The organism is Chroococcidiopsis sp. SAG 2025 (assembly GCF_032860985.1).
Taxonomy (GTDB): Bacteria; Cyanobacteriota; Cyanobacteriia; order Cyanobacteriales; family Chroococcidiopsidaceae; genus Chroococcidiopsis.
In genome coordinates this window covers 5,527,628-5,540,137 of sequence record NZ_JAOCNC010000001.1, presented here as the reverse complement: position 1 = coordinate 5,540,137, position 12,510 = coordinate 5,527,628, and the positions used below count along the sequence as shown (strand labels likewise).

The 12,510-nt window shown below is 45.9% G+C and carries 9 protein-coding genes; 6 read left to right on the top strand and 3 right to left on the bottom strand.

Annotated elements, in window-relative coordinates; translation table 11 throughout:
* Positions 1 to 81 precede the first annotated feature (81 nt).
* From N4J56_RS27230 to N4J56_RS27215, 4 genes are read left to right on the top strand one after another with little or no spacing between them, the layout of a single operon-like run.
* Positions 82 to 1,056 carry an NAD-dependent epimerase/dehydratase family protein gene (locus N4J56_RS27230; RefSeq protein ID WP_317109287.1) on the top strand — a complete coding sequence of 325 codons (975 nt, stop codon included), beginning with the start codon at positions 82 to 84 and terminating at the stop codon, positions 1,054 to 1,056.
* Complete coding sequence (locus N4J56_RS27225; RefSeq protein ID WP_317109286.1) at positions 1,049 to 2,215, top strand: DegT/DnrJ/EryC1/StrS family aminotransferase; 1,167 nt, start codon at positions 1,049 to 1,051, stop codon at positions 2,213 to 2,215. Before N4J56_RS27230 ends, N4J56_RS27225 begins: the two co-directional genes overlap by 8 nt.
* Before the next feature lie 45 nt (positions 2,216 to 2,260).
* Positions 2,261 to 3,958, top strand: coding sequence for a glycosyltransferase (locus N4J56_RS27220; protein WP_317109285.1), 1,698 nt, complete (start codon positions 2,261 to 2,263; stop codon positions 3,956 to 3,958).
* A 53-nt stretch (positions 3,959 to 4,011) separates the two neighbouring features.
* The gene (locus N4J56_RS27215; protein ID WP_317109284.1) at positions 4,012 to 5,220 is read left to right on the top strand and encodes a glycosyltransferase; all 1,209 of its coding nucleotides are present in this window, start codon (positions 4,012 to 4,014) and stop codon (positions 5,218 to 5,220) included.
* Positions 5,221 to 5,252: 32 nt separating this feature from the next.
* Here N4J56_RS27215 and N4J56_RS27210 read toward each other — a convergent pair whose 3' ends face one another.
* Both N4J56_RS27210 and N4J56_RS27205 read right to left on the bottom strand, forming a co-directional pair.
* Complete coding sequence (locus N4J56_RS27210) at positions 5,253 to 5,393, bottom strand: hypothetical protein (protein ID WP_317109283.1); 141 nt, start codon at positions 5,391 to 5,393, stop codon at positions 5,253 to 5,255.
* A gap of 58 nt (positions 5,394 to 5,451) precedes the next feature.
* Complete coding sequence (locus N4J56_RS27205) at positions 5,452 to 7,578, bottom strand: DUF4082 domain-containing protein (RefSeq protein WP_317109282.1); 2,127 nt, start codon at positions 7,576 to 7,578, stop codon at positions 5,452 to 5,454.
* Between N4J56_RS27205 and N4J56_RS27200 the strand changes: the two genes are divergently transcribed.
* The gene (locus N4J56_RS27200; protein WP_317109281.1) at positions 7,569 to 8,516 is read left to right on the top strand and encodes an IS5 family transposase; all 948 of its coding nucleotides are present in this window, start codon (positions 7,569 to 7,571) and stop codon (positions 8,514 to 8,516) included. The genes N4J56_RS27205 and N4J56_RS27200 overlap by 10 nt on opposite strands.
* A gap of 39 nt (positions 8,517 to 8,555) precedes the next feature.
* Here the strand turns inward: N4J56_RS27200 and N4J56_RS27195 are convergent, their stop codons facing one another.
* Entirely contained in the window at positions 8,556 to 10,106 is a 1,551-nt protein-coding gene (locus N4J56_RS27195; RefSeq protein WP_317109280.1) for a hypothetical protein, read from the bottom strand.
* A 1,338-nt stretch (positions 10,107 to 11,444) separates the two neighbouring features.
* Between N4J56_RS27195 and N4J56_RS27190 the strand changes: the two genes are divergently transcribed.
* Positions 11,445 to 12,506, top strand: a complete 1,062-nt coding sequence (locus tag N4J56_RS27190) for an NAD-dependent epimerase/dehydratase family protein (protein ID WP_317109279.1) — start codon at positions 11,445 to 11,447, stop codon at positions 12,504 to 12,506.
* The last annotated feature ends 4 nt before the right edge of the window (positions 12,507 to 12,510 follow it).

Sequence of the window (12,510 nt, the reverse complement as noted above, 5' to 3'; positions counted from 1 at the left end):
GACGAGACGATCGGACTATACTGCGATCGCTTCCGAGTTAAAGTTGCAATCTCACAAGTACTCTACTAGGTTTTTAGCAAAATGCAGGTTGACAAAGTACTAATTACGGGCGGGGCTGGTTTAGTAGGTTCTCACGTCACTGACTTATTGATTGAGCAGGGAGTAGCTGAAATCGTCGTGCTTGATAACTTTACGCGCGGCGATCGGCAAAATCTGCGTTTGTCACTAGAGCGTGGTTCGGTGAAGATTGTCGAAGGTGACATTCGCGATCGCCAACTGCTTGCCGATCTGATGCAAGGTGTCGATCTCGTCTTCCACCAGGCAGCGATTCGCATTACTCAATGCGCCCAAGAACCGCGCTTAGCAATGGAAGTTCTAGCGAATGGAACTTTCAACGTCTTGGAAGCGGCGGTGAATGCAAAAGTCAAAAAAGTAGTCGCCGCCTCCTCTGCCTCGATCTACGGCATGGCAGAAGCATTTCCTACTACTGAGAAGCACCATCCCTACAACAACCGCACGATTTACGGTGCAGCTAAGACTTTTAACGAAGGACTCCTACGCAGCTTCCACGACATGTACGGATTGGATTACGTAGCTTTGCGTTACTTCAACGTCTATGGTCCCCGGATGGATATTTATGGCGTTTACACTGAAGTGCTGATTCGCTGGATGGAACGCATTACCGCAGGTCAAGCACCACTGATTTTTGGTGATGGCAAGCAGACAATGGATTTTGTCTACATCGAAGATATCGCCAGGGCAAATATCTTGGCAGCTAAAGCCGATGTGACGGACGAAGTCTTTAACATTGCTAGCGGTGTGGAAAGCAGTTTGAACGACCTTGCCTACAGTTTGGCTAGAGTCATGGGGTCGGATTTGCAGCCAGAATATGGTGCAGAACGCAAAGTCAACCCCGTACAGCGGCGATTGGCAGATACAAGCAAAGCGAGAGAGTTGCTGGGCTTTGAGGCACAAGTCCCTCTAGAAGAGGGGTTGCGTCAGCTCGTCAAATGGTGGCGCGATGAAAAACAAGCAAAGGAAACAAGTAATGTCTGAGCAGATGCAGAATATTCCAATTGCCAAACCTTGGATGGGCGAAGCCGAGGCAGATGCTGCTAAGCGAGCGATTTTATCCGGTTGGGTAACGCAAGGACCCGAAGTCGCCGCCTTCGAGCAAGAGTTTGCAGCCTATGTGGGGGCAAAGTCTGCTTGTGCGGTTTCTAACTGTACCACGGCATTACATCTAGCTTTGTTAGCCGTGGGCGTGCAGCCTGGGGATGAGGTCATTACCGTCAGTCATTCTTATATTGCGACTGCCAATAGTATCCGATACTGCGGTGCGATCCCCGTATTTGTCGATATCGAGCCGCATACTTACAACATTAATCCGACTTTAATTGAAGCGGTGGTGAGCGATTGCACCCGCGCGATTCTCGTCGTCCACCAGATGGGAATGCCTTGCGACCTCAAAGCGATTGTGGACGTTGCCGGTCGCTACAATCTACCAGTTATCGAAGATGCAGCCTGCGCCATTGGCAGTGAAATTCTCTGGGAAGGACAGTGGGAAAAAATCGGCAAGCCGCACGGCGATATTGCCTGTTTTTCCTTCCATCCCCGCAAGGTAATTACGACTGGTGATGGTGGAATGCTAACCACCAGCAATCCTGAATGGGAGCGGCAGTTTCGTCTGTGGCGACAACACGGCATGAGCGTTCCCGATACTATACGCCACGGCGCGAAACAAGTGATTTTCGAGACTTACCCGATGTTGGGCTACAACTACCGGATGACTGATATCCAAGCAGCAGTGGGACGGGAACAGCTCAAGCGCTTGCCGGAGATTGTCGCACGCCGCCGCTACTTAGCACAGCGATACCAACAACAGCTCTCAGAGGTGCGGGGCTTGAAATTGCCCACCGAGCCAAATTGGGCAAAAAGTAACTGGCAGAGCTATTGCGTCCGTCTACCAGAGGAATGCCACCAGGTGCAAGTCATGCAGGCGATGTTGGATGCGGGAATTTCCACGCGACGCGGGATTATGTGCGCTCACCGCGAAGCGGCATATCAAATTGAGGCTTGGTCTTGTGGTAGCGATCGCCTCATCGAAAGCGAACAAGCTCAAGATCGGACTATTGTTTTGCCACTTTTCCATCAGATGACTGAGGAGGAGCAGGAGCGGGCGATCGCGGTTTTGAAAACTGCTTGTCAGGCTTGATTGTAATTATAGGAAAGAATAGCAGGAGATCGCAAAGAGTATTGTATGGAGAGGATAGCTAGCGATACACTCAATCTTTGGCAAGAAGAAGGTAGCCGCCTGATTCCACAAAATTTCGAGGTATTTCGCAACCTAGTTGCTCGGACGAGAGACTTTGTACAAAGGGGTGAACATAACACAGCAGCAGTGTATGCAGAGATTGCAGCTTTATATGCCACTGAGCAACACTGCGGTCTTTTTGTTAGCCCTGAGCTAGAGCAAATTCTCCTGACAATCGGACGACAAACTATACCGATCGATGTTACTCTTAATAAAAATTCCTCATGCAATAAAGCACCAAGAAACATATTGCATGTTTCCACTGCTGTCATGGGCGTTGGCGGACATTCTAGAATGCTGTGGCGCTGGATTGGGCAGGATACTGAGCGTTCCCACTCGCTTGTGTTAACACGGCAGGGACTACACGAGATTCCTCAATTTCTGAGTGATGCCGTGAATAACAGCCACGGTAGAATATATGCGCTAGACAAGAGCATCGGTAACCTTGTCTCTTGGGCGAAAAAACTACGTGAAATTGCTGCATCAGCGGATCTGGTCGTACTGCATATATGGAGTTACGATGTGATTCCAACTATTGCATTTGCAAATAGGGAACAATCTCCACCGATTATCTTTGTAGATTACGGCGATCATTGCTTTTGGCAAGGAGTGAGTATCAGCGATGTAGTAGCTAACCTGCGCGAATCTGGTATGCGCTTATCACAAGAGCGTAGAGGCATAGCGAGCGATCGCACCGTAATGCTGCCGATTATTTTAAATCCCACCCAAAGAATACTTTCCCGCACGGAAGCAAAACGACAACTTGGTTTTGCTGAAGACAGCTTTGTCTTGCTCTCTATCGCTAGGTCGCTGAAGTACAGAACGATTGATGGAGTTAGCTTTGCGGATGCACACGTTCCATTATTGGAAAAATACGACCGAGCGATTCTAATCGTAATTGGTCCAGTCGATACCGAGGAATGGTCGGCAGCTATCCAGCGATCGCAAGGGAGAATTATAGTTTTTGGACAGCGCGAGGATACTGCCGTATTTTATCAGGCTACTGATATCTACGTTGATTCATTTCCTTTCGTCTCGATTACATCGCTGCTGGAAGCAGGAAGCTATGGTACGCCTCTAGTAAGCCGCTATCCATACTCTAATGCGTCCAAAATACTGAGTGCTGATGCACCAGGTCTGACTGACAACTCAATCCTCGTACCTAATCTTCAAGAGTACACGGCAGTCCTATCTCGCTTAGTTGAAGATGAAGAATTCCGGCTATCGCTTGGGGAAACAACCAGGCAAGCAATTGCAGAAAAACACATAGGAAGTAACTGGCAGCGCTGCCTGGAAGATGTATACTTCCGTGCGACAACTGTGCCTCGATTAACTATTACATCAATTCCAACGGCAGATCGAATGTTTGTTGGTGAGCCAGATGTTTTCTTACAAAAAGTTTTTAGCTCAAGAAATATTGAAATTGAAGAAATAATTCAATCTCGCCTGAGACTTATGCCGTTGGAGCATCGTTTTTCTAGCTGGGTCAAACTAGTCAAGAAGCATGGCTTTGGACGGCTTAACGTCTTGTTACCGGAATGGTTTTACTGTCACTACTACCATCGCTTACAAAAATGGCGTGCTTTGCTGAAAAAGCGGCTTTGTCAATATCTTCCCGCTCAAAGTTTCAAACCCTTTAAGTAAAGAAATTTTTTTAATAATTTTTCTTAGTTATCTTAAAATTATGCGGACATATTATGTGGACATATTGGCGTACTCGTAATGGCAGTACTCGGATCAAACTTGCAATTACCCGTTCGATCCCCTATTTCTTTGAGGATTTACGCGGCGGATTGATTCATCAAGTCAGCAATCTCCTTCGCTTCACTGGCATTCATGCCAACATGAAACATCTTGGGATGAAACTTGGTATTGTCAAGGCTCCAGAAAGTACTATCCCTTATATCTCAGACGAGTCACCAATCCAACATCTGGCAACTCCAGTTAGTAAACCGATTATTTTTGCTTCCTATTGTATCGATGCTAGTTTCCAAGGCAACTTAAAATTTTGTGGTGGCACTAAGGAACTCAATCTGCTGGTAAAACTGCTGCGTCAAAAAGGCTACGAAGCCTACATGGTTACCTATGACGGTAGCTACGAACCCTGGTTGCTCGATAGTCAACCTCATCTTTCCATAGCTGAATATCAGGAGAAACTTAAATCGGCTCAGAATGTACGCTGTGTGACTTCTCTGGCAGGTGCTAAAGCTTTCATACAACCCTGTGCGCAGATTTACTTTTGGGATATGGAACTAGCAATTACCGAGCATCAAGATTTTGCTGCCTTGGCAGAGCTGTATCAAGGTAAACTTAAAGGTGTGGCTGCTATCTCCCGCACAATTCAGGCTTGGCACATGGCTCACTTCCAACGTGCCTGTACCCTTTTGCCTAATTTGATCGATCGCACTTTTTGGTTTCCGGCTCCAGAGCAACGGCAATCTCGTCGCGTTGGTTACATGGTTGAAGGTTCCCACACAGAAGCCTATCTCAAAATTATACGGGAAACCGTTCAAGCAAAGGGTCTCGACTTAGAATTTCAGCAAATTCAGGGTATTGAAGCAGAGGTTCTAGTCGGTATGCGCTCTTGCGAAGTTTTCCTTAGCATGAATATTGGTAAGGATCTCTTATGGGGGGAAGGCTGTCCCAGAACTGTAATTGAAACCCTCGCCACTGGAGGTATTGTCATTGCGTTTGACATTATTGGCAACCGCGAAACGATCCAAGACAACTTCAATAGTATCCTCGTACCCCGATATCGCCCCGACTTAATGGCAGAAGCACTAGTACGCCTTTATAATATCCCTGGCGAACTCGATCGCCTTCGCAGCAATGCCCTCACCTTAATGCAAGCGTGCCATACTTTTGAGGCTCGTTGGTCTGCTATCCAAGAATTCCTGCAACTGTAACAAGTGCTACATTTTGAAATCTAGCAAGTTTGTTATTGCAAAGTAAAAGCGATCGCATTTACCCAAGGAGGAATGCGATCGCTTGAAAGGAAGTTTTGATAGCAGTTTTTAATTGGGTAAAACAGACGATCTGTAGAGGCGCACAGCCGCACGCCCCTACAAATGTCACGCACGCAATCGAGAATTACTCTGGATTAAAAAAGCGTGAAATGATAACTGCCCAGATAGGATTTAGTTATTGGGAGTAAAGACAACATCAACCCAGTAGTTACTCGCCTTATATGTCTGGTTGGGGAAGCCACTGGAGCCGTATTTGTACACTCCATTGCCACCACTAGCTCCATTGACTAGAAAGTGTAGCGGTCCATTGTCAGCGCCAGAAACAGCAAAGTAATTTTCATCACTAGAGTAGCGCCCGACATTGGTGTGATAAGAAGCAACATAGACAGTATTGGCGCTAATTGCTACGGGGCGATCGAAATTGACTTGCTGCCAACCTGACGCGGTTTCGTTGGTAAATGTTGCCGTTGCCAGTTGTTGACCACTGCTAGTCCACAAGTTACCAATATGTACGCCTGTATTTCCAGTACCCTTATAGAATCGAATACCAGTGATATAACCGCTGACATCTGTTCTAAACTTAATGCCAAGTTCCACGGCTGCGGTATCAGAGTCGGCTACCACAACGGGCATTGCATTGGAACTCCAAATACTATAAGCAGAAGTCGATGCTGCGGCTGCGGTGGTGAAAGACCAGGTAGAGTTAGTAGCTAGAGCATTGCCAGCGAGGTCTTGTACCCGTGGTTGAGTTGTCCCACCTCTGACCGTAGCGCGATAGGTTGTACCAGTTGCCAGCGAACTGCTCGGTTGTAGGATTGCCATGCGGCTAGCTGCATCGTATGTGACGCTGGCAGGGACGATCTCGTTATTGGCAGCCTGCAACACAAAAGTATTGGCATTTATCGTCGCCGGGTCGAGCGCTTCGCTAAAAGTTGCAGCGATACTCGTATTAGTACTCACGTTGGTCGCGCCGTTGCTGGGAGAAACTGCACTGACACTGGGTGGAGTCGTATCTGTAACTGGTGGGGTTGGATTATTGGTATTGGTAGTAAAGGTGACATCAACCCAATAGTTGCTAGCACGATAGGTGTTGGTAGGAAAGCCAGTTGTACCGTACTTGTACACTCCATTCCCGCCACTCTCGCCATCGCGCAGAAAATGTAGTGGTGGGCTATCAATGCTGGTGGTGAAATAGCCTTCGTTGATAGCGTAACGACCGCTGCTGGTGTGGTAGGAGGCGACGTAGATCGTGTTAGCGTTAATTGCTACTGGTTGAGAAAAGTTAACTTGTTGCCAACCGCTAGCAGTTTCGTTGCTAAAGGTAGCGGTTGCTAGTAGCTGCCCCGTACTCGTCCAGAGGTTGCCAACGTGCGTCCCGATATTGCCACTGCCTTTGTAGAAGCGGATGCCCGTCACATAACCGTTGACATCGGACTTGAATTTGACTCCCAATTCCACAGCTTGAGCGTCAGGAGCAGATGCTGTGGTAGGCGTTGCCGTATCATTCCAGAGCCTATATGAACTCGATGTTGTTGTGGTGAAAGACCAAGTAAAGTTAGCGGCTAGAGGGTTACCTGCTAAATCTTGAACGCGAACTTGACTCGTCCCACCTATAACAGTAGCAGTATATGTTTTCCCTGCCAGCAGCGAACTGCTTGGTTGCAATGTAGCAGTGCGGGTCGCGGCGTTGTAGGTGACGCTAGCGGGTACGATCGCATTGGTGGAATCTCGTAATCCGAAAGTATCTGCATTAATTGTTGCTGGGTCGATTGCCTCGCTGAAGGTAGCTGTGAAACTCGATCCAAGGCTGAGGTTTGTTTCGCCGTTGCTGGGAGAAGTAGAACTAATACTGGGTGGAGTCGTGTCTGTAGTATACGTAGCAACGTAGTTTCCACTGGCAGCTGAGAACAAGGCGTACTCAATACCTTTGATTTGCTGGGTTGTGTAAGTAACTGGGCTACTATTAAGTGTAATGCTGGCAACTGTTCCAGCAGCCGATCTCAATGGAATCATTGCTTGTAACCCTCTTGCACCTGTACCTGGCGCGATCGCAAAGCTTAAAGTATTGTTATTCCATACCAACGAGCTGAATGAGGAACTGTTGCGACCATCAAGCCAGGTCAACATTTGACGAGCGGAGACTATCGGTACACCACGGGCTTGTGCTGAGGCAACTACTGCATCGGAAACTGCTGAGATGTTGCTATCAGTATGGGCGTTGACGGCTTTGTTGCACAAATAAGGAGAAATGAGTAAATTTTGAGTATGCCGTCTCAACTCAGTCAACGATGAAGACAAAAGCCAAGGAAAGCTACCGGATTCGTAATTGGAATGCGTATGACGCAGCACTCAAACAACGAGGCAGCATTACCTTCTGGGTGGATGAAGCAGTGATTCAGCAGTGGCACAACGAGCAAAAAACTGGGCGCAGAGGCGCTTCCAATCATTATAGTGAGGTAGCAATTGCGACAATGGGTACGATTCAATCACTGTTTCATCTGGCGGGACGACAGACAGAAGGCTTTTTGGAATCACTGTTTACCCTCATGGGGATTGATTTAGCAGTGCCAGACCACTCTACGTTATCGCGCCGACTGAGGAAATTGGCGGTGGAACTACCTGTGGTACCCAAAACCAAAGCGGTGCATGTGGTAGTTGATTCTACCGGAGTGAAAGTCTATGGAGAGGGAGAGTGGAAAGTGCGTCAACACGGAGTCAGTAAGCGGCGGACTTGGCGGAAGTTGCATTTAGGAGTGGATGAAGCCACGGGGGAGATCCTGGCAGCTACGGTCAGCAGCAATAATGTCGCCGACGGCGAAGTGTTACCCCAGCTGCTTGACAACATCGTCGAAGAAATTGCGCAAGTATCTGCTGATGGAGCCTATGATACTGCGGACTGCTATGATGCCATTGACCAACGAGAAGCCACAGCTGCAATTCCCCCTCGTCGCAATGCTCGGATCTGGCAGCATGGCAACAGCAAGCAGAAACCACATCCACGAGACGAGAATTTACGTCGGATTCGCTCAAGTGGACGTAAACGTTGGAAGCGCAACAGTGGCTACCATCGTCGTTCGCTAGCTGAAACCACGATGTTTCGTCTCAAAACTATCTTCGGTGGCAAGTTGCGGCGACGGACTTTTGACAATCAGGCGGTAGAGTTATTCCTCCAATGTGCGGCGCTCAACCGCATGATTCAGCATGGCAAGCCCGATAGTCACAAAGTAGAGATTTAGTTACGGCTTGAGCAGGGGAACAAATTGACTTTTATCGATTCATGCAACAAAGCTGGCGTTGACAGTAAAAACACCATAGTATCCCTCTGCTCCAAGGGCGCGATCGAGTAGAGTATTGACCGTGAAAGGATATTGCTGTCCAGACTCATCGGTCATCTGTGTAGCTGCTTGATATACATCAATAAATGTCCCGTCTAGATCTGCAACGCGCATCGGCATACCACTACCAGTCATAAATCCTGGGCGATTGCCTACCCAATTAGGCGGCCAGAAGTAGTAGTTAGTATCGAGCCTTATTCCATGATTTAGCTCTACTTTGAACCCGCTAGCCCAGTCACTCCAAGCAATACAGTGATGTCGTTGAGTTGGTGAGACGGGCACGCTCGGAAAGAGGTTACTGAATGTCCTATGCTGCTGTGCGTAGAAAGTCTCAAGTGAGGTAGGCGTATAATTTGCACAGTTAGTATTGACATGTAACCCTACTTCAAAACCATCACCAGTGAAAGCACTTGCCTGCGCATTAGTTATTGGTGTATTGAGAAAGATATATGAAGTGCCGCGAACGCATTCCCAATCTTCTACAGAGCAACCAGCTGGACTCATAGCTTTGTATTGGTTGAATCGAGCTATTGTCCCTCCGTTTGCATGGTCGTCACCAGTCATCAGCACAACTGCTTTCTTACCATGCGGAAAATACCAGAAACGGGGTAGGGGTTTTTTATCGAGGTTCATCGTCAGGATCAAGTTTGCTAGCAGACGCTGTTGTTCGTCAGCTTGCGGAATAGCAACCTTGTTTAAATCGATCCAGTCTGGTTGAGGATCGTTGCTGGCAGCACCAAAAAACAAGTCACTGGAGCGAATCAGTGGCAACCCATCGCGCTCCTGTCCAGCCCAGGCGGGATTTCCTTGACGGGTGTAGACGACCGAACGCGCTAAATCGTAAGTAAATGCGGCGACCTGACCACCACTACTACCAACACTACGCAGCGTTACCGCTGGGTTAGATGTTGCTGCGGTTGCGTTTGCATAAAGCGTGGCGAGACTGGTAGCACCGTTGAGCGTGTAGCGATCGGCTGTGTCGTAAAACTGGATAGTTTGGTTAACAATGCCACTACCAGGGGCTTTTGACGTGTCTACAAGTAAATAACCGTTGGAGAGTGTGGAGGCTGTATCAGTAAGACCAAGCAAAGTACTAAGCTGCTTGTCAGGACGCATTGCGATCAGATTACCACCACTAGCCGCCCAGTTACTCAACATTGTTACCTGAGCGGGACTAAGGGTCATCTTGGCAAGAATAACTACGTCGTAGTTAGCAAGCATCTCTGAGGAAACTGAGGAAATATCGCTGATACTGAATGTATTCAGCCCTTCATTTCGCAGAATCTCGGCATAGTAGTTGCTGAAAGGGTCGGAAGTCGTTGTGATGACTAGGATCGGTCCACCTGGTTCCGCATTAGGCGATGGTGCAGCAACAGCAGCTGATGTTTGTAACCCTGGCAAGGGTAGTGTCGTCATGAGTACAGATGCTTGACCCGCGCTCAGGAGAAATGTGCATAAAGATAATGTGAAATACTTGAGATGTCGTTTCATTGGAATCATTGCCAAATTACAAATATGAGTAGAAATAAATAGGTAGGATTGACCAGAGCTATTGGTCTAATTTTGATTAATTCGCACGGCAAAATTTACCTAATTAGTAGGCATTGAATGCTGGCTTGTTCGGACGATTTAAATTAGAAACAATTTAGTTTTTATTAAAAAATAGCTCCGGTTTTTTTTATTTTTGATTTCAAAAAAACTAAAAAAAGCCGGAAATACTAAATTATTTATTAGCGATAGATACGTATTGTTTCTTGTAACGATCGCATCTGTAACTTCAATACATTAGAAACCTAATTTCTCCGCTTTTAAACTATCTGTTGCAATTTCTCTAACTAGGATTAAGAAAACTCTGTCAATTGTTCTACGATCGCACAAATAAACTTCATACAACCTCTAAAGAGATAAATGTAATGAAAAGATTGCAACCTGGTTGCATCCGTAGGCGCTCTAGTACTTCCTAACCGAAGTCAATAGCTTGACATTATAGAGATATATTTTTTACCTAAAAGAGAAAATCATTATTTCTGCCTTCAGTGTTTTTACTGCTAGTGATAGTTACATTAAATACTAAAAAAATGGTTTTCAAAGCAAAAGAAGGTGAAGAAGCGAAGCTAAATGTTAAATAAACTGTAAAGAAAGTAGCTTGGCAGGTTGTTTAAGCTCGGTTGTATAAAGGTTTTGAGGAAAATAAGGAGGTAACATTATGGGAGCGCAGTAGATCCCACAGATTTCACGGATAGTTAGGCTAATGTCAGTCATACGTGTTTGCTCAGCACATGAGACACGGGTTTAAATCCAAGACCCAATCTGCTAGTGTTACTAACTGTAGAAATTCTATCTATGAAGTCATTAATATATAGATGCTGAATCCACCAGCGACGGGTTCTACTGGTTGAGTATAGTCCTGTGCAGAGATTATGCAGCATTTCTGGGGCAACATTTCTGTAGGCTAAAATTTTCTTGAGATATATACAATTCAATTGCCGTACATTTACTTAAGTAGATTTACGGTTGCGATCGAGCCAGATATAATTATCAGTAAAATTGCGGTTGGACACACGGAAAAGAAAGAATTACAGTTTATTCGTAAATTGACTGAGTAAGGACTAAAGAAAAAAGTTTGTTCAATACATAATTTACATACATTTAAAGTCTATAAATTTGCGAGATTTTAAATTTCTCATACTTCAATGTAGGTAACGCTAGTAGAGAGAGCTTGACCCTACTAAAAAATATTACGTTATTCTCCTTGAACCAAGATAAATCTGAGGCTTTGCTGTACTAAAAATACAAAGTCTCGTGGAAAGCAAGAGGGCATAATTCTGAATGAAGAAATTACTAGTAACTGGATCGTCGGGACTTATTGGATCTGAAGTTTGCCTACATTTTGCTAGCCAAGGTTGGGCAATTCATGGTATTGATAATAATCAAAGAGCTGTTTTTTTTGGACCCCAAGGAGATACTCGTTGGAATCAAAAGCGCTTGGAATCTCTGATTAAAGGTTTCGTGCATCATGAAATAGATATTCGCGATCGCCAACGAGTTCTAGATCTCATTGAAAGTCTCAGACCAGAGGCGATCGTGCATACAGCAGCACAACCCAGTCACGACAGAGCAGCGGCGATTCCTTTCGATGACTTCGATACCAATGCAGTAGGAACGCTAAATCTGTTGGAGGCAACGCGCCAATTTGTGCCGGAAGCTCCTTTCGTACACTTATCTACTAACAAAGTGTACGGAGATGCACCGAATGAGATTGCCATGATGGAGTTAGAAACCCGATGGGAATATGCCGAGCCAACTTATCAATATGGTATTCCTGAATCATTCCGCATTGACCAATCGAAGCATTCTCTGTTTGGTGCTTCTAAAGTTGCAGCTGATGTCATGGTTCAAGAGTACGGTCGATATTTTGGACTCAAAACTTGCTGCTTGCGTGGTGGATGTTTGACAGGACCGAATCATAGTGGTGTAGAACTGCATGGATTTCTTAGTTACTTAGTGAAATGTAATTTAGAAAATCGCACCTACAAAGTTTTCGGATATAAGGGAAAACAAGTACGAGATAATATTCATTCCTATGATGTCGCTCGTTTCATTGAAGAGTTTATCCAAGCACCCCATTGTGGTGAAGTTTACAACTTAGGTGGTGGTAAGGATAATACTTGCTCTATTTTGGAAGCTTTCGAGCTTGTGGCTTCGCTGACTCATAAAAAGATGCAGTACGAGTATGTAGATAAAAATCGCGAAGGAGACCATATTTGCTACTACAGCGATCTCCGCAAAATGCAGAATCACTATTCTAATTGGTTTATTACAAAACCTTTGAAATCTATATTTTCAGAAATTGTAACGACTTGGACAAAAAGACTTCAAGAGGTAGCATAGCTCG